At 55.4% G+C, this 20791-nt stretch carries 15 protein-coding genes; 3 read left to right on the forward strand and 12 right to left on the reverse strand.

Annotation, left to right across the window (positions count from 1 at the left end):
• Position 1: 1 nt before the first annotated feature.
• Positions 2 to 778 carry an ATP-binding protein gene (locus FWJ25_RS16620; protein WP_149601389.1) on the reverse strand — a complete coding sequence of 259 codons (777 nt, stop codon included), beginning with the start codon at positions 776 to 778 and terminating at the stop codon, positions 2 to 4.
• 172 nt (positions 779 to 950) lie between these two features.
• Between FWJ25_RS16620 and FWJ25_RS16625 the strand changes: the two genes are divergently transcribed.
• Together FWJ25_RS16625 and cysK are read left to right on the forward strand one after the other, a co-directional pair.
• Entirely contained in the window at positions 951 to 3872 is a 2922-nt protein-coding gene (locus FWJ25_RS16625) for a transporter substrate-binding domain-containing diguanylate cyclase (RefSeq protein WP_149601390.1), read from the forward strand.
• Between the two features lie 38 nt (positions 3873 to 3910).
• Entirely contained in the window at positions 3911 to 4882 is a 972-nt protein-coding gene (gene cysK / locus FWJ25_RS16630) for a cysteine synthase A (RefSeq protein ID WP_149601391.1), read from the forward strand.
• A gap of 25 nt (positions 4883 to 4907) precedes the next feature.
• Here the strand turns inward: cysK and FWJ25_RS16635 are convergent, their stop codons facing one another.
• Entirely contained in the window at positions 4908 to 7757 is a 2850-nt protein-coding gene (locus FWJ25_RS16635; protein ID WP_188093651.1) for a BACON domain-containing protein, read from the reverse strand.
• Positions 7758 to 8022: 265 nt separating this feature from the next.
• Positions 8023 to 8601, reverse strand: coding sequence for an outer membrane beta-barrel protein (locus FWJ25_RS16640; protein WP_149601393.1), 579 nt, complete (start codon positions 8599 to 8601; stop codon positions 8023 to 8025).
• A 275-nt stretch (positions 8602 to 8876) separates the two neighbouring features.
• Between FWJ25_RS16640 and FWJ25_RS16645 the strand changes: the two genes are divergently transcribed.
• The gene (locus FWJ25_RS16645; RefSeq protein WP_149601394.1) at positions 8877 to 10286 is read left to right on the forward strand and encodes an SPFH domain-containing protein; all 1410 of its coding nucleotides are present in this window, start codon (positions 8877 to 8879) and stop codon (positions 10284 to 10286) included.
• Positions 10287 to 10328: 42 nt separating this feature from the next.
• Here the strand turns inward: FWJ25_RS16645 and FWJ25_RS16650 are convergent, their stop codons facing one another.
• The 9 genes from FWJ25_RS16650 to FWJ25_RS16690 all read right to left on the reverse strand — a co-directional run.
• Positions 10329 to 11594, reverse strand: a complete 1266-nt coding sequence (locus FWJ25_RS16650) for a glycerophosphodiester phosphodiesterase family protein (protein WP_149601395.1) — start codon at positions 11592 to 11594, stop codon at positions 10329 to 10331.
• A 100-nt stretch (positions 11595 to 11694) separates the two neighbouring features.
• On the reverse strand, positions 11695 to 11952 hold the full coding sequence (locus FWJ25_RS16655; RefSeq protein ID WP_149601396.1) for an HP1242/YdcH family protein: 258 nt from the start codon (positions 11950 to 11952) through the stop codon (positions 11695 to 11697).
• A 40-nt stretch (positions 11953 to 11992) separates the two neighbouring features.
• Complete coding sequence (locus FWJ25_RS16660; RefSeq protein ID WP_188093652.1) at positions 11993 to 12319, reverse strand: hypothetical protein; 327 nt, start codon at positions 12317 to 12319, stop codon at positions 11993 to 11995.
• Positions 12316 to 13227 carry an esterase/lipase family protein gene (locus tag FWJ25_RS16665; RefSeq protein WP_149601397.1) on the reverse strand — a complete coding sequence of 304 codons (912 nt, stop codon included), beginning with the start codon at positions 13225 to 13227 and terminating at the stop codon, positions 12316 to 12318. The genes FWJ25_RS16660 and FWJ25_RS16665 overlap by 4 nt, the downstream gene beginning before the upstream one ends.
• A gap of 84 nt (positions 13228 to 13311) precedes the next feature.
• On the reverse strand, positions 13312 to 14190 hold the full coding sequence (locus FWJ25_RS16670) for a DNA ligase (protein ID WP_149601398.1): 879 nt from the start codon (positions 14188 to 14190) through the stop codon (positions 13312 to 13314).
• Positions 14191 to 14302: 112 nt separating this feature from the next.
• Positions 14303 to 15499, reverse strand: coding sequence for a hypothetical protein (locus FWJ25_RS16675; RefSeq protein WP_149601399.1), 1197 nt, complete (start codon positions 15497 to 15499; stop codon positions 14303 to 14305).
• Positions 15500 to 15639: 140 nt separating this feature from the next.
• Positions 15640 to 19083, reverse strand: coding sequence for a toxin VasX (locus FWJ25_RS16680; RefSeq protein ID WP_149601400.1), 3444 nt, complete (start codon positions 19081 to 19083; stop codon positions 15640 to 15642).
• A complete protein-coding gene (locus FWJ25_RS16685) occupies positions 19076 to 20005 on the reverse strand; it encodes a DUF4123 domain-containing protein (protein ID WP_188093653.1) in 930 nt (309 codons plus the stop codon). Before FWJ25_RS16685 ends, FWJ25_RS16680 begins: the two co-directional genes overlap by 8 nt.
• Positions 19998 to 20791 (reverse strand): type VI secretion system Vgr family protein (locus FWJ25_RS16690; RefSeq protein WP_368732302.1); only part of this gene is annotated, 794 nt, incomplete at its 5' end. The genes FWJ25_RS16685 and FWJ25_RS16690, both read right to left, overlap by 8 nt.

Raw genomic sequence — 20791 nt, forward strand, 5'->3', positions numbered from 1 at the left:
GTCAGCCCCGGTCACCGGCAAACTGCCGGTAAAATTGCTGGGCGGTCCGTCCGTTTCTGACACCTTTTGAGGTTGCAAACCGGATGGCTTCCCGGTGTAGTTCTTCGCGATCTTCCACATCCGGGAACAGCGCATCCACCGCCTGCAGGTAGACATTCTGAGAGAAAGCGTAGAACGACAGTTGCAGGCCAAAGCGATCGGCCAGGGAGACCTGCTCCTCAATCGCCTCCGCCGGATGCAACTCTCCTCCGCGCATTTCGCTCTTGAGATTGTCCGCCATGAATTCCGGCATCAGGTGCCGACGGTTGGAGGTAGCATAGACCCTGACATTCTCCGGGGGTAACTCCAGAGAACCTTCCAGAACACTCTTCAGGGCCTTGTAGCCAGATTCACCAACTTCGAACGACAGGTCGTCGCAGAAAATCACGAAGCGGTATTCCAGCTCGCAGATATCGTCCACGATCTCGGGCAGGTTCACCAGGTCGTCCTTGTCCACTTCGATAATCCGCAATCCCTGGCTGCTGTAGCGATTCAGCAGAGCTTTGATCAGGGAAGACTTCCCGGTGCCACGGGCTCCCCAAAGCAGGGCGTTGTTGGACGGTTCGCCTGCGAGGAAGCGCTCGGTATTTCGGGCCAGTGCCTGCTTCTGGCGATCAATACCCGTGTGGGCATCCCACTGTATAGGATCGAGGCGACGAATGGCCCGCAATCCCGAGCGATGCCGCCGCCAGACCGCAGCCCGGGTCGTCGTCCAGTCCAAAGTGTCTGTTGCGCTCATAACCACCCTTTCCAGTATTTTTCCCAACGTCACAAGACTTTACCTTAATTCATCGTAAATTCCTGCTAGGCCATGGCTGCGGCAACAGCTCAGTTTGCGCAACGGCCGCTGGGTTATCAGGTATGAAAAAGCTACACTGCAACCAAAAGAGACACTGACTACCGGCTATTCGATGCTTGATCGTTCAACCCTTGATTGCAGATCCTACCTGCCGGTTTGGCTCACTCTGGCCTACATATTTCTATCATGCCTCGCATCTCCGGCCATCGCCGATACCCGCGAGAACGATGACGACATCATTTCCATCGGCATCACGGTGGAAAACAAACCTTATTCGTTTATCGAAGGCCGCACGGTCAGCGGCTTTTCAATTGATCTCCTGAGGGAGATTTCCGCCAACAACGGCCTGAAATTCACCTACCGAATTGGCCCATGGCCAGAAGTCTATTCTGCGTTGCAACAGGGACACCTCGATGCCATCGACGGGATTTCCTATCGAGAGGACAAGGCCAACGACCTCTTGTTTACTGATCCCTATTATGTCCGCCAAACCGTTGTCATGCAGGATAGCGACAACCCCGTTGGTGCCATCGATTCTCTGGAGGACCTGAAGAACCTGCGTGTCGGCATTGTTGAAGACATCTACTATCGGAGCCTTCTGGTTGATAACGGCATTTCAACTACGAGCTATGGCTCACTCGCTGATTTGGTCAGGGCGCTCGCCTTTGGTTGGGTCGATGTCATCATCGGGCCAAGTCTTACACTCGAATTTACAGCGAACGAAGCCGGATTCAGATTCCTGAAAGTCATCGGGCCTGCCCCACTTGGACCTCTCACCGACGAAGACCTGCGAATAGCTGTCCCCAAGACCAACCCGGGCCTCTTCGAGCGAATTAATGACGGCCTGAACGCTATCCCCCAACAGCGCAAAGCTGAACTTCTCCGACGCTGGCAGGAGTTCGGTGGAGTCAGCCTTTCCGAAGCCCCGGATTTCAGGCTTAACCCTGAAGCTCGCCGTTTCCTGAGAGAACTGGGCCCGATCCGGGTTGGACTCATGAAGGACTATGCCCCCTTCAGTTTCAAAGACGGCGGCAAGCTGCAGGGGCTGACCGTAGACGTTCTGAACCGGGTATCCGACCTGACGGGCATTCAGGTCATTCCAGTCGCGGGGCAGTGGTCTGAGCTGTATTCAATGCTAAAAGGTGGCGAGATTGATGTCCTCGCCAACATGTCGGAAAATCAGGAACGGCTTGCCTTCACTCGCTTTACCGAACCCTATTACAACATTCCCAACGTTGTCTTCAGCCGCGATGACTCCCTTGAATTCAAAGGCCTGGCTAGCCTGCGAGGGCGCACGGTTGCACTCGGCGCAGACATTTACTACGAAGAACAGGTGGTTCAGGCTCTCGGCAACGATGCCCGGGTCTACTCAACCCAGGAAGCCATGTTTCAGGCGCTGGAGCACGGGGATGTGGATGTTGTTCTCGCCTCTCTGCCCAATGGCAACTTCTGGGTTCGGGAGCAGGCTATTCCAGATGTGAGAATCGTCGGTGAGCTGAATTTTGATGGCCACTCAGGGGAGGACCTCCGTTTCGGTGTTGCACTTTCTCGTGCCCCGCTGGCGGGCATCTTTAACCGCGCGCTCGAAGCCATCAGCCCTACAGAAAGACGTATTATCGAGGATCGCTGGCTTGGTGCCTCAGCCAGCCTGGAACCTCATCAGCAAAATGAACTCGCCTTTTCTCCGATTGAAAAAGGCTGGCTCGAAAAACACGGTAGCCAGATAACCTACTGCATCGACAACGACTGGAAGCCGCTGGAAGGTCTCGATGATTCCGGCCGCCATACCGGCCTGTCGGCGGAGGTTTTGCGTCTTTTCAGTGAACGCAGCGACATTCGCTTCATCCGAGTCCCCACAGAGTCCTGGCCAGAGGCTCTGGAGGCTGCCAGAACCCGAAAATGCGACTTGCTTTCCCTGGCGATGAAAACGCCGGAAAGGTCGCAATTCATGAGTTTCACCGAACCCTACGTGGAAGTACCGAATATCGTCCTGGGCCGCATTGAAAGCCCCTTTATCGAGAGCGTGAGCGAGCTCCGTGGAAAACCTGTTGGCGTTGTTGCGGGCTACGCCTTCCTGGAGCTTTTGAGGAATCGCTATCCTGGCCTCGAGCTCAGGGAAGTCAGTGATGAGAATGAAGGCTTACGTCTGCTTCAGGGTGGTGAACTGTCCGGATATGTCACCACACTGGCTACCGCCAGTTACCACATCCAGAACCTGGGCCTGGCAGACCTCAAAGTCATTGGCCGAATCCCCGCCGACTGGTCACTGTCTGTCGCTGTGCGCAATGATGACCCAATACTGCTTGGCATTCTTGAGAAACTGGTGGCGAGCCTGGGTCCCGCGGAACGCAACAGACTGGAAGGCTATTGGCGCGATATCCGGATAGAGCAGTCCGTGGACTATTCAATTCTTTGGCAGATCCTTGCTGGCGTGGGCTTTCTCGCGGCCTTGCTCATCTATTGGAACCGGAAATTGGGGCGCCTCAATCGGGAGCTGGAGCAAGCCAACGCGACACTGGCCCGATTAAGTGTGACTGATGACCTGACGCAACTGGGCAATCGCAGTTACTTTGATCTGGAGTTCCGCAAGGGATTCCAATGGTGCCAACGGCACAGCACTGGATACGCCGTCGCTATGGTGGATGCGGATTTATTCAAGCAAATCAACGACACCTATGGCCATGAGGCGGGAGACGCCTGCCTGATCAGACTGGCTGATACCATGCGGGCCCACTTCCGACGGGAAACAGACAGGCTGTCCCGGTTCGGAGGGGAAGAGTTCGTCATATGCACCAGTTATCAGGATCGCGAGGATACGATCAAACGTCTGAACGATTTCCGGAAAACCATTGAGGATACGCCCGTGTTCTTCAACGGCCATGAAATCCATGTCACCGTCAGTATCGGGCTGGCAACGGGGATTCCCGAGCCAGATGACACCGCAGCAGAATTCCTCCGGCTGGCAGACCAAGCACTGTATGCCGCCAAGGAGAATGGAAGGAACCGTTTGGAGGTACGCGCAGTCAGAGAGTGAGAGATGTTATGATGCCGAAAAACGACAAGGAGCAAGCCATGGCACGTATCTATCAGGACAACTCTCTTTCTATTGGAAACACCCCGCTGGTTCAACTGAACAGCGTCAGTGACGGAGCAACCATCTGGGCCAAGATTGAGGGCCGTAACCCGGCTTACTCGGTGAAGTGCCGGATCGGCGCTGCGATGATCTGGGATGCGGAGAAACGTGGTACGCTGAAGCCCGGCATGACCATTGTCGAGCCTACCAGCGGCAATACCGGTATTGCCCTCGCATTTGTCGCTGCAGCCCGTGGTTACAAACTGGTACTCACCATGCCCTCCTCCATGAGCCTGGAGCGTCGCAAGGTACTGAAAGCGCTGGGTGCGGATCTTGTGCTGACAGAACCTGCCAAGGGCATGGCTGGCGCGATTGCCAAGGCTGAAGAAATTTTCTCATCCGATCCGGACAACCATTTCCTGCCGCAGCAGTTCCAGAACCCGGCTAACCCGCGCATTCACGAAGACACTACCGGTCCGGAAATCTGGAAGGACACCGACGGTGAAGTGGACATCTTCGTCGCCGGCGTAGGAACCGGCGGAACCCTGACCGGAGTATCCAGGTACATCAAGGGCACCTGTGGCAAGAAGATCACCACCGTAGCTGTTGAGCCCACCGATTCACCGATCATTACCCAGGTACTGAAAGGCGAAGACCCCAAACCAGCGCCCCACAAGATCCAGGGCATCGGCGCCGGTTTCATTCCTAAAAACCTGGATATGGACATGGTTGATCAGGTTGAAACCATCACCAATGAGGAAGCCATGGATATGGCACACCGGATGATGCAGGAAGAAGGCATCCTGTGTGGCATCTCCTGCGGTGCCGCAGTTGCCGCTGCCGTGAAAGTCAGCAAACAGCCAGAGCACCAGGGCAAGAACATTGTTGTGATCCTGCCGGATTCGGCAGAACGTTACCTTTCTTCTGCACTGTTCACCGACCGGTTCGGTGATTTGGAGAATGTGCAGTAAATACCCCCAGCAGACGTCAGCCCCCTCAGGGACTGACGTCAAAGCTGCTGTGGATTACATGCTCTCCGTCTGCATCCTGAACAAGTGCAGTTATCGTATGCTGACCACTCAAACCATTCAGGTTGTAGGCATAGGCATCACGCGGTGGTTTGGTGTCGGTACCAGCAAAATCCCACGGTGCCCGGTTTTCTAATTTGATGGCAGATCCTGCGCGATCCGGATCATCCAGATAAAACGTTACCCGCTTCATTCCTTCACTATCCGCAACGAACACATATACGTCACCACTCAGTGTTGCCCCGCTCAGCGGTATCGGATTGCTGCGATCGGCCATCATGGACACTTCCAGTGAGTATGAGACAGCCTGGTCGTAAACAAGACGCACAGGAATCTCGATTTCCCCGCCATCCGCCGTTCTTACAACCACCGAGCCCTGATAGTCACCAGGTGGCAGTTCCGACGCGTCTGCTGAAAGTACGAGGGTCTCGGGAACACTCCCGGATGGAGGACTGACATCCAGCCAGGCAGCGGTGCTCGTTGCCGTGAAGCCAGGATTACTGCCATCGGTCATCTGAACCAGAACATTCTGCTGCCCATACAGCTCAGGGGACGATACTGAGAAGAGTATGCTGCCCGGGGAGGCATCAAGCCGGGGCACATCGTTCGCCACCATGAAACCGGCTGAAACCAGAACGTCCAGCCCACCAGAGAGAGTTATCCGCGCTCCCAGCTCGTGAGCCCCATCAGCCAGACTTGCGGTGGCATAGGGGTAAGCGAGATCGTCTGGCGCAGTGCCCGCCAGATCAAACGGGGCTCGGCCTTCGGTCTTGGTAACGGTGCCCGTGCCACTGGCATCGTCCATATAAAACCGCACCTGACTGACCTCTTCATCCGGGCTGGTAAAAATGTACTGATCACCCTGCAGAGTAGCGCCATTAAGACTAACCGCACCTGCGCGTTCTGGGTTGTCCGAGACCATGAGTTCATAGCTGGAGCCACCAACCCGCAGTATGACGGGTACCCAGGTAGCGGTATCCTGACCAACCGACACCTGCAGGATGGCACTGTACTCGCCAACCGGAAGAGCCGATGTGTCAGCCTGCAGTTCGATACTGGCAGGCGTCGTTCCGGACAACTGAGAAACCGATAACCAGCCAGGAACCTGAGTGACTTCAAAATTGAGAGACGCACCACTCTCACCTGAAATAGCCAGACTTTCTGAAACGAACTCTCCAGGTTCAGCTAACAAGGTAACCTGGCGCGGAGCGGTCACTACTTCTGGCTCACAACCGGCGACAGAATAACGCACACGATCTACCACAAGCGGCGCAGATCCATCTCCCACAACGCCGATAACGTCAAGATTGAGAATCCCCGTGGCCGTGACCGACAAATGACCGTAGTGATGCAATGTATTGTTGCGAAATGCCGTCCAATCCGGAGGAACCGGTGTGCGCCAGGGCGAAAAGTCGCCTGAAATATTGCTCAACTTGCCGCCCGGTCCGATTTTGACCCAGCTGACACCGTCATCCATTCCATAACAATGGAGTCGCTCGGAAGTGGCGTTATTCAGGGACGGAACATCCACCATAGGGTAGGTACGCTCGTACGATTGATCATGTGCTGTCAGCACCAACTGGACACCCGCTGCCTCAAAGAGCGGTCCCAACTGATCTCTCAGTGCAAGCGCAGAGGAATGATTGGTGCCCTCTGAGAAGGGCGCCGCATGGAAATAGGGAACAAGCCAACGCTGGCCTCGCCCAGTTGCCGCTGCTAGGTCAGTCTGCAACCAGCTCAGCGCATCATCTGAAAGCCTCTGGTACTCGTTCACACCAAAAACAGACACGAAGTGAGCTTCGCCAGCATCAAAGCTGTACATCCGACGCCCGTTCCAGCCGTCCGGCGTCGGGAAGAAGTCCACCCAGGTCTCAAACCCCTCACCCAACAGCACTTCGTGATTGCCATAAGTCGGCATCATCGGGCTCTGGCCAGCAATATCTGCCATCTGTTCGAACCACGCAGCGATTGTGCGCTCGAGAGTGACGTAGCGCTTGTCCGTATCGAAATAGGCATAGTCCCCACCGAGCAGAATCATCCGGGGATTCAGCAACGCAATCTCTTCAATGACCTGCGCAGTCCCGGTCGCCAAACCATCCAGACGACCAACCAGTCCCGTATCCGCAAGAAACACCGCATCAAAGTCCGCGGGTCCCGCCGCCGGCGCTGTATAAGCCTGATAAACCTTGCTCCAGACACCGTCTGCCAGGGCCACACGAAATTCATAAGCGGTATCCGGCAAGAGTCCATCCAGAGCCGCCTTCAGATAGTCACCATCAGCTGTGGAATGGCTCAACACACCTTGAATCCGGCTCCAGACACTTTCACCCGACCGACGGTATTCAACACTTGCAGGAGGGGCAGCCAAAGGAGAAAACCACATCAGGACCAGGGACTCTCCCGGGTCGACCTCCCATCCGATGTGCAATTGCCGTGCATCTCCACCAGCTTCCGGAGGGGCCTGATTCGCAATACGCATCATCGATGTAAGGTTTTCGACAACCGTTCCTCCCTGATACACATCCGCCCGGACCTCATAATTACCATCGGCCAGATCGCGAGTGTCGAGGGGATTCCCCAGATCATCAGGGGTCGTGCCGGAAAAGTCCCAGGGAATGGTGTTTTCAGTCTGGACATGAGAGCCGTCCAGGTAAAAACGCACCTGCTCTGCATACTCGGCGGAGCCCACGAAAATGTATACCAGCCCGGAAACCGGATCTGTATCCAGAGACTGAGGAGCACTGCGGTCTGGGGATTCCGAAATCAGAAGTTCCGCTGCCAACAGAGGCGTGCAATAGGCCAGAAGCAGGAGCAACATGGCCAGGAACGGCCGATGTGAATAGTTGAAATGAGCGTGCTTAGACGTGGAAGCTAGTGACTGCCGAACCATTAGGGACACCTCCCTGCCAGTAGGAACGGGGTCTGACTATCCCGTAGAAACCAGCATAAAAGGTGCCATTAGCTTAACCCGCTGAAACCTGAGCCAAATTAAAATCTCGCCTCCTGGAAATGCAAAATTCTGTCAAATTTTTCGACACCAGATACAGAGGGGCGCGGAATATTCCGCGCCCCTGCCATAACACTCAGAACTGAAACTTCAGGCCAACACGACCGGTATCGAACTCCGGGCCGTCGTTGGTTACCTGGCCATTGAAATCGCTTTCATCGATATCCACGTTATAGCGGTTGTACTCCGCAAACGCCGTTAATTGCGGTGTCACCCGGAAATCAACACCCGCGCCGACGAAGGGGCTGACTTCGTCGTAGGTTTCACCTTCCCCAAAAGCATCCACGTCGAAGGCTGAGGCAAAGGCACCCGCCTTACCATAGACGCCAAAGCTCTCCGTCAACGGAAGGCGGCCTACAGCACTCAGGCTGGCACCTTTGAGCTTCCCTTCAACTTCGTCCTCGCCAAAGTTTCCGAAGTCAATGTACTCCGCTTCCAATGCAAAGAATTCGTTGAACTGATAGCCAAGCCCAAGGCCGAGCAGGTCATTTTCATCCTCAAACTCACCACCATGGGCCTTGTAACCGCCGTAACTACCGCTGATATAGGGGCCTGAACGGTCACGTTCCAGACTGTCTTCCGCCCACGCGGCTGGAACAGATACCGCTGAAACCGTGATGACTGAGGCAAAGGCCAAACGGATTCCGGAGTTCATAGAGTTTCCTCCTGTTGAGTACAGATGTCCTGTTCAATCAATCGACAATCGCGCAACTGATCGCGACTGACTGAGGTCACCGTACTCGTGATTTCGCGGGAGGTGGGTTAAAACCGGAATACGTTTTATTCATTTAGCGTTCATCGATCCGGCTGCTGTTGTGGCAAATGCAGATATTTCCCACGCGGAGAAAGAGGAACAACCTACACACGCCGCTGGCGCCAGGTTCCGGATATGGGTAAATTCCCGGCGCCACCAACAACCAGGAGTATCGAATGGATTCCCCAGTTCCATCACGGATGGATGCCCTTTTACCCGCATTTCTGAATGGTCTTAAAAAGTATCTCATCGGCATTGTCAGCTCTCTGCTTGCCGTCGTCTTGGCTATGTCCTCGTTCTTCACAACGGAGCTTGGGTATACCTATGTCGTGCAGGACACTCTGTTCGGCAGCATCCGGGTTTTCTCTGAACCGGGCATTCACTTCAAGGTGCCGTTTTTCTCCAACGTCTACACCTACAACCAGGCAATGACCCTTAATTTCGGCAACCAGGAAAGCGGTGAAAAAATTAAATCCACCCGGCAACTGACCGAGGTCGAGGTGCAGTTTGCCGATACCTACACTGCACGGATACCCGCTACATTCCGCTTCCGCCTGTCGGCCGATCCGGAAAAGATCGTTGCCATGCACCGGGAATTCCGGAGCTACGACAATCTCATTGATTCCCTACTCATCAAGAACGCCAAGAACGTTACTGTTGTCACAGCAACCCAATACACCGGCGAAGAGTTCTTCCAGGGTGGACTCAACAAATTCAAAGTCCAGCTGGAAGATCAGCTTCAGAATGGCCTTTATGAAACCGAACGCCAGCAGGTTGAGGTTGAACAGACAGATCTCGCTGCCGTTTCCTCAGACAACGAGGATGGCGACAAACTCGAACGCAAAGTTCAACTGGTCTGGAAGAACATCATTCTTCAAGACGGCTCAGGACAGGCCAAGCGCATTGCCAATCCCCTGGACTCCTACGGTATTCAGGTACGCCAGGTGACCATTGGTCGCCCGCTACCAGAAAAGCGACTGGATGACCTTCTGGTCAAAAAGAAAGACCTGGTCGCCAAGCGCATCACTGCCATCCAGGCTCAGGAAACAGCCCGCGCTGAAGCGAAAACCGCACAGTTAGAGAAGGAAATCGAGAAAGCCCGGGCAATTCAGGATGCCCAGCGCAGCAAGGAACTGGCGATTATCTCCAAACAGAAAGAAGTGGAAATGGAACGCCAGCAAGCTGAACTTGAGCGAGTTCGCAAAGAAAAGGAAAAAGCTGTTGCAGTGCTGGAGAAACAGAAGCAGCTTGAGATTTCTGTCGCCGAGCGAGACATCCAGAAGGCTAACGCAGAAGCGGCAACCTATGCAGCAAAGGCAATCCGGGAGCAAGGGCTGGCTGAAGCGGAAGTAGCAAAAGCCCACCTGCTGGCCAAACAGGCAGCCCGGGATATCTATATGGCTGAAATTCAGCGGGATATTGCAGAAGTTATGTACCCTGCTCTGAAAAACGTCACCATCGACATGCCCGACTACTATGTTCAGGGCCAGGATACCGGCGCACCGGTAAGCAGCCTGGACGTATTTACCAGTCTGGGTGCCATGGAACAGATACGACACACAAACCGGGCCGCGGCAACTCCCTGAATCTAAGATTTGACGGCGCCACAGAGGCGCCGTCCTTCAATCTTATCGACCGTTCACCATTCCCATGCAGTTTGCATAGTAGGTGACGGTGGCCGGCCAATCAGAAAAGATCGCCATAACGCCGACATCCTGCGCCAGGACATCAACCACCTTGAGCATATCGCCATCGTTGTTGATCGCATCGCTCACGGACTGATAGTACCAACCACCACCATTTGCCAGCGGACCACTTCGTTCCAGGGACCAGGCAATCATATCAAGACCAGCCGTACGGGCATTTTCCGCATACTCGGAAGGAACAATCTCACCGTAGCTATTCAGTGTCAGCATCTTCCAGATGGCTGGAGCGAGAATGTTCACGCCCTGCGCTTTCAAGCTTTCCATATAGGCCAGAGACGTGTTCTCCGGAGTATGGGAATCCTGATCGAGAAACACGGCCTGGCGTCCGAAACGGGGCGTCTCGTTTACCCAGAACAGAACGTCATCCAGGTTGAACGACTGGGGCCAGACATCGCGAGGGCTTACACCCGCATCGATGTAATCCTGGATCATCTGGTGCGCGTAATCCTGCTGCGTGTAATCCCCCTCAAACGGCATCTCCACCACCGGGGACTTGAGTTCCGGTGTGAACTTGGCGCCCAGCGAGCGAATCAGCTCTATGCTTTCCCGGTGGCTGAGCAGCGTACCGCTGGAAGCGTAAAGATCTGTACGCCAGTCAGCCGTGCCGCCCACGTACTCTTCCGGGGTAGTGGCCATCGGGTTGTAGGCATCCATCTTGCCCTTCAGGGATTTGAACTCGGCCAGTGTGATATCACTGGTCCGACACTCCGCCTGGGCCGGGGTACCCGATGCGGGATCGGCAGGTACAAACGGTTGTGTACATTTGGCATTGAGCTCAGGAATCGTGACGATATTGGTTGTGGTATGCAGATCATTCTGGGCGTGACGACACACCAGTTCACGATCCTTGGTAAAGGCTACGTCACATTCAACGATACCGGCGCCCATGCCAGCCGCTGCAATATAGGATTCCTTCGTGTGTTCGGGGAACTGCAGCGGCGCTCCGCGGTGGCCGATAGAGAACTCGGTAGACTTGAACTTCGACACCTTGCAGGATTCAAGCGCCTCTTTGAGTTCGCCATCGTCCATGTTGTTGACCAACCAGGCCGGACGCGGACCAACCTGAACCAACACGTTTTTATGATGGCCGTGATGCAGGCCGCGATCTGTGGAATTCGGTGATTTTGCCTGTGCTGAGGTGAACGCCAGCGAGCACAATGCCGCCATAGTGATAATGCGTAACTTCATAACCTGCTCCTTGTGAAATGAACGATACTGCCCGTTCAGTTTCCACAAGGAGCATTACCCGAAAGTGACTACAATTTGACCAATTTATTCGATTTCTATGTCAGGTGTCGGCAGATGCTTCATATTCCCGGATCATCGAATAAAGCTGGTCTTTCAGGAACAACCTCTTTTTCTTCTGATCTTCCAGGTACTCATCAGACGTGCTTTCTGATCCGCTTTCAATCCGGTGCACCGCGTGGTCCAAATCATGGTACTCATCAAAAAGTTTCGCGAAATGGTTGCTGTTGGCCTTCAGAAGGTGGATGGCTTCCCGGGATTCCGGCAGCTCGTGGAGCAGATCATGCTTTTGTAATGACATCGTCGGCGTTCTCCTGACTGGTTCTGTTGCTCTTTGGAACTCAGTCTATGGCGCGCGACGGTTGCTGGTCTTGATCCTGATCAAGCGGCCGGAAGGCATCCGGGGACAATGCGGAAACCGCGTACCCAACACCTTGCGCACTCACTCTGACAGCGCCATAACACAGCCTTGATAGTCCGTGATGGGAGGTACGAACAACCCTCGCCCAGGGCCGGGTCACCGGAATACGTTCAAGAATCCCGAACGACTCATCAGCGATGGCCAGGTGTACCCGCTCCAGTTTCAAGGCACCATGCACTGCCCCCTCGGCCGCCATGTCCAGAACCCCGAGCCACCAGTTTCGTTGCTGATTGGATTGATCATTCATACCAGCCATGCCTCCAACTGTTTTGCCACCTCCGGGTGATGAGCCAGCCGGATATGATCGACGCCGGAAAACGTGGCAATGCCTGCCAGCTCCCAGCCGGACCTTTCCCGCCCCTGGGCGCTGCTCTCGTGAACCAGAGCATCACCAAACAAGGCGTTCACAGGATTCTTTCGGGAACGCGCCAGCAAGCCACACACCACGAAATGCCGAACGCCCGGCATCAACGGAGTTTCCTCCACACCCCGGGCAAGCACCTCGCCCCGGGTAAGGTTGCGAATACCTTCGCTGCGAAGATCAATCACCTCGCCCACAACGCGAAGGTAATCCCTGGGCATCTCATTGAGCAGGCCAGCAGCCGCATGGGCGCCACGGGCGAGCCATGAGCCATCATGAGGCGATCCAATATAGACACAATCCCCAAGCAACTCAGCCCAGCGGTGTCCCGCCACCCTGCCGTAATGGCAGGTGCTTCGGATCAACAAGCCGCCCATGCTGTGGCCAAGCAGAATCAGACGCTTTACCGGAACCGGCCAGGCGTCGACCAGCGTTTCCAGAAGCGCCGCCAGATCCTCACCGTTGCGGTAAATTGGCCGCCCGGTGTTGTATCGAAGCATCACATCCGTAACACCACCGGGTATTCTGTCAGACAAGCCCGTTGCATAGGTCTGTTCGCCTGATGCGGACAGGCGCCAGACCGACTCCAGCTCCATCAAACCGTGGATAGACAGACACACCGTCTCAGAAGCCTCCTCAATTCCGGGCTTACGGGGATCAACCTCACGTCCCTGATGAAGTATGGTCATCGGCACCGCCAACGCATTATTTCGGGACTCAAGCCAATCCCCAAGAAAGCCACTGGCGATGGCACTGGCATGGCGTTGCCATTGAGAGATGGATGGTGATGACATCAGAAGCCTATTAGACGGTTACTTTTCGACCAGTCTACACCCGTTCACGCCGGGTCGGTTGTCCCTGCGGGCAAAAGCGTGGTGTCATTTGGGTTCGTCTTCTCGCACCCGCAAATAACTCGCAAACCGGGGCAACCCCGTTGAAGTATGGCCATGGTATTTAAACGTGATGGTCTGTCCAGCCGGTGGCGGATCGGCACGTTCAGCGTCGGAGAAGCCGGTCCCGATCCGGAATTGCCTGCCACTGGGCAATGCAACCAACAATGAGCCCATCATACCCTCGTACTTACCGTCTCCGGGGATGTGGCGGACAACAACAGCCTCAGCATCCTGGTAGGGTTTTACCTTAAGCAGGTCGTCCGAACGGCCACCCAGATAGAGGCTGGCTTTGCGTTTCAGCATCACCCCTTCTCCACCAGCCGCGACAACCGTCTCCAGCTGGTTCATCAGGGATTCGTGGTTTCTGACCGGACGCTGGACTACCAGCGAGAGATAGCGAGAACCGGATGCCTCAACCAGCGCTCTCAGGTGGGTATAACGCTCTTCAAAAACCTGGTCGCGCTGTGGCAGATCGAACACTTTATAGAGAACATTTCGCCATTCCGCCTCGACCGGCTGACTCTTTCGCACCACACCCGACAACGCAGAAAACGTTTCCCGCCCACCCCAGAGTTCACCATCAAGCGGTTGGCTCGGAAAGCCTTCGGTGAACCAGTCCGGTGCCCGGTATACATGACCTCCCCGGGACCACAGGCGTTTACCGTCCCAATACGCCCGGACTCCATCCAGTTTTTCGCTTACCCAGTAGTCCTCAAGCCTGATGCCTTCATGATAAATGTTTGCCAATGGTATAGACGGAGGGCGGGCGTGTAGTAAAGGCGAAAAAAGCGCGATAACGGCGAGGCCAAAAAGGAAGTTCGCCAGAGCCTTGGGCCTGGTAATGATCGTGCTGAAGTGCAGCATAGTCCTTGGCCTTTATGTCCATTTGTGTCGCCACAGACGGGTCTGGTTATCCTGCTGGCGGGCTGAGATAGGCCGTGTCTGCGTAGTGGGCCTCGGTTGTCATCCCATTCATTCAATAAGACGCCCTGGCCTGGTAACGACCCCGTCCCCGCTTCTGTTGCTTCTTTTCGTCATATTTGGCTTGCCACTGGGATACCGGCCCCATACCGGTGAAACGAAGGCCGCGTTCGTAGGCGCGGGTGAGTTGCTGGTTGAGGATTTGCAGTTCCTTAGGGGGCTTGGCCCACTGTTCCTTGGGCAACGGCGCGGACCAGGCTTTCAGTTCCTCGGGCAGGCTCTTCAGGGCCAGGGTCTTGATTCGGCGTTCGGTGATGATGTGGGCCAGGTATCGCTGGAAGAACCAGTCACCCACTTTCTTGCCCAGCCAGGGCAACAAGGACATGTCTTTCCGGGCTTGGCGGCATTTAGCTTTGTAGTGGGCCAGGGTTTCATCCTCCTTCGGATCCGGGCAGGCTTCTGGGCCGTTTTCCATAAACTGACGAATACACTCCCACTGGGCCAGGCCGGCCGTCTCGTGGCCGGCGTTGATGCTAGCAGCGGCCAGGGCCGATTCCGGGTCGTTGGGTTTCGGAATCGCCAGGGTGAGCACCGTATGTGTGGCCATCAGGCCGGGGCCGATGTCCTGGCGGGTTTCGATGTAGGCGACCAGTTTTTCCCAGGGGTAGATTTCGTAGACGAGTTTGGGGTCATGTTTTTTCTTTAGGCGGAGGGCGAAATAGAGGTAGGCCCCTACCATTAAGACTTCGATTCCCAAAGCTATTAGCAAATAATCTCGTACACTTTGAACATATTCTGGAGGGTTATTTTTTAGGCCCACAGGAGCATATAGAGTGGCGGCTATTGTGAAAGCAGTAAGCATGTAAGCAAATCCGGCTGCATTCTCATTCCAAAATGGCAGCTTGAATTCCTTCCCCTCTATCCAGCGTGGCATAGCCACTTCCCGGCGATGTCGGTTCAGCCTCACTGGTGGGGTTTCTTTCACTGCTTTGTTACCCAGGAAATGCATGTACAGTCCCCACGGCAGAGAGATCAAGAGATTTCCGACAAGCATGAACAGTGGTGCTTCCCAGTCCCAGTGACCGAACTGATTCGGCCCTACTATGAACATAAAACCGAACCCTAAGAAACCAATGGATAACAAACTCAAGCTCAAGAACATTAGGGAAAACTCGGCGCCGAACAACAAGTTGCCATGCTGTAAATCCAGCCACCCTTCGGTTTTTCGTCGAATCCAGGAATTCACGTCCACCGCCCGCTCTCCTGTCGTTACCGGTTTCGGACTCAGGGCCAGTAACCGACCATCCTTGGTGGTTCGGCGCACTCCGACTTCCCAATCGGGCTCAGGCGAAGTTTGAGTTGGTGATGGGCTCTCGTTAGCTTTGGTCATAGTCACGACTTAGTGGGGTCACTTATCAGGGTATGGTATTTGATAATCAACGCGGTCAATCGAGTGTCCGGCGCATCCAGAGGCGTTATCGGCTGCCACTCTCTCGTTCCGTTGGCTCCGACCATCGGCAAATTACCCTGCTCGTGCAAGGCCAGCTTGTAATGGTACGCCTTGCCTGTCTCTGGCAACCAGTTGGGGGAGTTTGCTGCCTTGTAGCGGAAGGCCAAATAGAACCCATCGGCCGTATCCAAGTCAGCCCCGGTCAGGGACAACTCCAGGGCAACGCCTGCCACGCCCATGCTCTTGGTAGTAATGGCCCGATTCCAGTAGTCGTGGTCTGGGTCCCAGGCCGTACCTTCCTGACGCAGGATTGCCCATTCCATGTTATCCACTTCCAGCGAACTCAATCCGGGTAGTTCTATGCGAAAGGCGCAATAACTTGTGTGCCCATCCAACGCGGCTTGTTCTGCCATCACGGACAGAGTGGGTTGGTAAATGACCTTGGCCAGTTCGTGGCGCTGCTGATCCGTATCCCAACCCTTGGCGTCATTGCCCCAGGCACTCTGCTCACACCAGCGCTGCACGTCTGTGCGTTTATAATAGCTTTGTACCCAATTGCCTATGCAGACCAAAGCGGTGCCTATCCACAGGTAAACGTTCAGCCCCCTGAACACACCACCGGCCAACGACAGCATTCCCCGATTGACCGATTTCCAAGTGATGTCCGCAGAGGTTTTGCGGAGGACGTGGTAGATACCGGCAGTTCCGGTTCTAGCCATTCGCCAGCTACCTGTTCCAAGCAAACCATCACCGCTTAACGTTAGCCCAGCTCCAGCCCGTTCCCCACCACTTTTGTTACTGTCAATCATGGAGAAAAACTGCTTTATGCCATCTGCGCCAGCCGAGAAAAATCCCGCCCAAGCCGCAACGGTTCCCCCCCACACATTCACTCGTGCCAACCTCGTCAGAACCTCATCCGCCTGGGAAATGGCGTGGTAGTAATAATTCAGGCGGGCACTGCCGACGATGGTCAAAACACTGGCAGCCGCGCCGATTGTGCCTGCAGCTCCGGAAAACGCATCTTCCCAGCTTCCATCTGGATCATCATTTATCAGTTTTTTAAGGGCGTCCCATGTTCCAACAGCCCCAACCAATCCCATAAACGACACAAGCCCAAGACCACCAATTCGTTTCGGCAGATCCAGAGTATCCTGTCCGTGGATCATGCCCCGGCCGTAATCCATCATTCGGGTAAGCCCGCCCCGGTCTCTCAGGCGTTTCAGTTCATCGACTTCGGATTGCACCGCACGGCCGTAGGCGGTCCGGGTTAACCCACCGATGAGGAGGGCTCCGCTGTGGTTTTCCCCCTCAAGCGGAGAGGTATCCATCAGTTGAAAACCTCGCTCACGAAGCTGATTGGTCAGCTCTTGCTTTCGAGCCCGGATGGCCCGGATCTGTTCGTCGTACTCTCGTTTATATCGGCGACGGTCTCGGGTGCTGGCCTCGCTATACCGCTGCTGAAGGCGATTTTCCCGCTCCAAAACCTCCTCACGCAACTTGGCCAGCCGTTCGATTTCCTTCACGAGAGATTCATGCCTGGTAAGACTGTCGACATCGGCAATCTTCAGGTCAACCTGGTACAGCCTCTGGTTCTCGAAAATGTGGGCCCGCAGGCCAGGATCCATGCGCTCAAACACTTGCCTTAGGCGGCCATGCAAATCGGCGGCATCCGCCGCTTGAACCAACTCGAATACCGCCAATCGCCCGGCGATGTTGAGCTGAGCCAGGTGGTGGCTGAGTTGTGCGGCTGCGCCCTCCGAGAGGGACGGGAATTGCAAATGGGGACTCTGCTCAACCAGCTCAACCCATTCCTTGTATGCGGCAGGAGCTTGCTTGGCACCCATTATGGCTTTCAGGCCGTCGATTACGTCTTTCAATGTGCCGGGGATGATCTCGGGTTTCAGGTCCAGCGAGATCAAATGCTGATGCCCGATCTCCTCAAAGTAGAATTGCTTCAGGAATGAAAAATCACCCGATGCTTGTGCCCACTCCGTGAGCACCGCAATCAGACCGTTGTCCATCTTTAGCAGCGCCATGTAGTCGGCATCGCTTTCCCGGTCATACAGGTGACCATGAAGGTAGAAGGTGGCCAACAAAGATTGAATATCCGTGACGATCCGTTGTTTCTCTTCGGAGAATGTCGAGAGATGCTGCTGAGCCTGTTCCAGATAGGCATTCATGTCGTCGAGTTTCACCAGATCCGCAATGCCTTGCTCGCCACCGAAATCGGAGCCATCAACAAGGTTGGACTGATAGTCCGACATGGATTCGACGATACTGAGCAATTCGCGCTGAGACAGTCCCATTTCCATCGCCAGCGCGTCGGCGGCGTCACGCACTCTGGTGACCCGCTCGTGGTCCGACGGCATATAGTTGTAGGTGGCGGGGCCGGCGACTTTCCGGGCGCTTTGCTGGTATTCCGGGAAGTCTTCGATCAGTTCCTTCAACTGGACATGTTGGTCGCGGCTCCCCACAGCAACCTTTTCAAACAATGCCCTGGCATCTTCATCTTCAACCTGTTTCGAAAACGCGCGGGCCAACTCAGCCACTCGGTCGTCATCCAATCGAATCAGATCGCTGATGAAGCGCGCCGGATAGTATTTCGCGTCCTCTGCCTCCAACCATGCGTTATGGTTGGTATCCACAATGGCCCAGGCATCCAGCAGGTCGTCGATGTGGCCCATAAAATCATCAACCACGATATACGCATGGTCCAGATCATAAGCTGGTAATCGATGGGCGAACGGCTCAGAGCCGGTATCCAGTGTATTCTGGGCCCAATACCAGGAGGGTAACGGGGTTTTCCCATCCATGGGCACGTTTTGTGTGTCGGGGTGGGTCAGCAGCGATTCCAGACTTGCCTTGCTCAACAACTGGGGCTTTCCGTTGATGGGGCAGTAGCCAGATAAGCTCACTCGCTCCATCACCTGGCGACGGTAATCGTCCCAGCTAATAAGCATGCTGCACTTTTTCGCGGTCAGCTGTGTGGCCGAGAAAAAGACATCCACATGCCCCCTGCGCGGAACCACGATAGCCGGTGTATCGGGGGTTCCGGTACGCTGATCCTGGGCGGCCTCGTTACCTTGCCATAACCGCTTGGTGACCGCCCCGCCGTCTTTGACTTCGTATTCATGCAGAATGTCGGGGGCATCGGAATGGAACAAGTACAGGTAACCATCCCGTATCTGGCGGATGCCAATCGGCTGAAATTCAAGGTTGAAGCGGGGCTCCAATGAGGGGTGTTCCGCCGCCTCATTGGCATAAGCGTATCGTACCGGGATCAACTGAATATCCGCACGGGTCAATGGGCAGGCGCCTTGAGTCGTAGTGTTTGCCAGGCTTGCGCGGTCGGCGGCGGCTATGGGATTCGTGAGTTGTTTACCCATGGATCGGCGCTCCTTGCACTTGGGTTCCAGCAGAGGACATAGCGATCATCGCCGCTTCTCTGGCCTGGGCTTCTGCGGCCATTCCTGGCCATCGATGGAAAAGGTCATAAATGCCAGGAGCTGCTGCTTCCCACCGCGACAGCTCTCCCAGATAACCGTATACGGTACCCCAGTGGAGCAAGGCTTGTAGCGATTCATAGCCATTGGCCAACGCCTGCTCCATGATGGTCCGAAGATCCTTTACTACAGTCGGCCTTACGTTCGACGCAAACCTGCTCGGGAAATAGGTCTCAAGGTGCTGCATCAGTTTGACCAGCGTTGCGCGTCGATCCGTGTCCCTTAAACCGCTGAGGGTGACTTCACCCAGCCGAAATGAAACACGATTCTCCGCGTTCCGGCCAACGCCAACCTCCGGCAACCAGTCCGGGCGTATCTGAAGGTGCCAGCCATCCCATAGGGCGTCCGGGAGCTTCACCGCAGAGAACGGAGACCAATATTCGGGCACCCCGCCATCACCGGAAGAAGCCAACAGGACCCGTGCAACGATGGGGTCGGCGAACCGCAACATGACGTTGTCGCCCAAAGGGTGGTGTATGGTGATAAAGCCACGTAGATGATCCGCTAGCGCGCCCAACGATTCATCGCTGGCGATCGCGTAGCCCCACTCTTTTGTTTTTCCCTCCAGAGACAGTCGCTCCAACAACGGATGGCCCCGTTCAGTACGCACCAGCAACGGTGCAACATCGCGAATCGATGCCCATTCGGTGCCATCAAACAGATTGCGATAGTCCGGAGTGTCAACAAGCTCGTACAGCCAGCGTTCCGCCTCGGCACGTTTGCTGCCATCGATCAGGACATAATTGAAATGCATGTCCTGAAACTGAGCGCTGGTTGTTGAAGGCACTTTGAACACATCAAGCATTGGCCCCATCTCCCGATGTGGTCTCTTCTGCCTGACAAATGGAGGTCAGGGCTTTACCTTCCTGCAGCGCAAGCATCTGGGCATCCGGTTGCGCATTGGTTCTCTGGCCGACCGTGGCCAGCGCAGCAGGCTCGGTATACGCACCACCGCTATCCACCAACCCTGGCCTCTCCGGCACCTGCACCTTCTGCCCACTGCCTTTCCCTTTAGCCCCACCGGCATTCATCTTGATACTCGCTCCCCCCATGGCCACGCCACTGGGATCGATCTTCACGAAGCTGCCGCCAGCTTTCAGGGTGATTTCTGCCCCGGCTTCAATCACGACTTTCTGACCAGCCTTGATGTGGAGCTCCGTACCGGAATCACTGAGCCAGGCGGTACCGGCTTTCAGGTGCAGAGTGCCGGTTACATTGAAGCTCTGGTCTTTGCCGGTTTGCTCTCGCTTCTCGCCATCCACTGTGTGGTGGCTGTTGCCTTTGGTATGGGCGAAGCGGTCATTCTCCACCGTCAGGTGGCTGTCGTTTTTGATGACTTCGGTGCGGTTGTGCTCGGTCAGCAGGTCCAGATCCTTCTGGGCGTGCACGTAGATCTGTTCTTTGTCCGCTTCGTCCTCAAACCGCAGTTCGTTGCTGCCCTCACCCTTGTGGGTCTGGGTTTTCAGGGTGGTCCGGGTTTTGTGTTCCGGCAGCGCGTACGGCGGTGTGTTGGTGGCGTGGTAGGTCCGGCCGGTGATGATCGGCTGGTCCGGGTCGCCATCCAGGAAGGAGACAATCACTTCGTGGCCGA

Origin of the sequence: Marinobacter salinexigens (assembly GCF_008370345.1) — a bacterium.
Taxonomy (GTDB): domain Bacteria; phylum Pseudomonadota; class Gammaproteobacteria; order Pseudomonadales; family Oleiphilaceae; genus Marinobacter; species Marinobacter salinexigens.

Coding starts and splice junctions, on each gene's coding strand:
- cysK (WP_149601391.1), top strand. CDS start 3,911: ATGGCACGTATCTATCAGGACAACTCTCTTTCTATTGGAAACACCCCG.
- FWJ25_RS16655 (WP_149601396.1), bottom strand. CDS start 11,952: ATGTCATTACAAAAGCATGATCTGCTCCACGAGCTGCCGGAATCCCGG.
- FWJ25_RS16665 (WP_149601397.1), bottom strand. CDS start 13,227: ATGTCATCACCATCCATCTCTCAATGGCAACGCCATGCCAGTGCCATC.
- FWJ25_RS16640 (WP_149601393.1), bottom strand. CDS start 8,601: ATGAACTCCGGAATCCGTTTGGCCTTTGCCTCAGTCATCACGGTTTCA.
- FWJ25_RS16680 (WP_149601400.1), bottom strand. CDS start 19,083: ATGGGTAAACAACTCACGAATCCCATAGCCGCCGCCGACCGCGCAAGC.
- FWJ25_RS16635 (WP_188093651.1), bottom strand. CDS start 7,757: ATGTTGCTCCTGCTTCTGGCCTATTGCACGCCTCTGTTGGCAGCGGAA.
- FWJ25_RS16625 (WP_149601390.1), top strand. CDS start 951: ATGCTTGATCGTTCAACCCTTGATTGCAGATCCTACCTGCCGGTTTGG.
- FWJ25_RS16645 (WP_149601394.1), top strand. CDS start 8,877: ATGGATTCCCCAGTTCCATCACGGATGGATGCCCTTTTACCCGCATTT.
- FWJ25_RS16650 (WP_149601395.1), bottom strand. CDS start 11,594: ATGAAGTTACGCATTATCACTATGGCGGCATTGTGCTCGCTGGCGTTC.
- FWJ25_RS16620 (WP_149601389.1), bottom strand. CDS start 778: ATGAGCGCAACAGACACTTTGGACTGGACGACGACCCGGGCTGCGGTC.
- FWJ25_RS16660 (WP_188093652.1), bottom strand. CDS start 12,319: ATGAATGATCAATCCAATCAGCAACGAAACTGGTGGCTCGGGGTTCTG.
- FWJ25_RS16685 (WP_188093653.1), bottom strand. CDS start 20,005: ATGCTTGATGTGTTCAAAGTGCCTTCAACAACCAGCGCTCAGTTTCAG.
- FWJ25_RS16670 (WP_149601398.1), bottom strand. CDS start 14,190: ATGCTGCACTTCAGCACGATCATTACCAGGCCCAAGGCTCTGGCGAAC.